The organism is Vibrio sp. HI00D65 (assembly GCF_001635455.1).
In the GTDB taxonomy this organism is placed as follows: Bacteria; Pseudomonadota; Gammaproteobacteria; order Enterobacterales; family Vibrionaceae; genus Vibrio.
Window position 1 is genome coordinate 1 of record NZ_LWEH01000093.1, and the last position, 220, is coordinate 220.

At 47.3% G+C, this 220-nt stretch carries 1 pseudogene; it reads left to right on the top strand.

The features are described from left to right. Positions 1-220, top strand: a pseudogene (locus A3712_RS09840) (phospho-sugar mutase); the annotation flags it as partial.

Sequence of the window (220 nt, forward strand, 5' to 3'; positions counted from 1 at the left end):
CAGCGGGTCTTCGAGGCAAAGTAGGATGTGGCCCAAACAGAATGAACCGCTTAGTCATTCAAGAAACCGCAACTGGGCTCGGTCACTATCTAATTGAACATGTGCACAACGCGACCATGAGAGGTGTCGTTGTAGGCTATGATGGCCGATTAGATTCAAAGCAATTCGCTATTGATACCGCTTCGGTACTAACGGCTTTAGGCATCAAGGTTTATCTAAC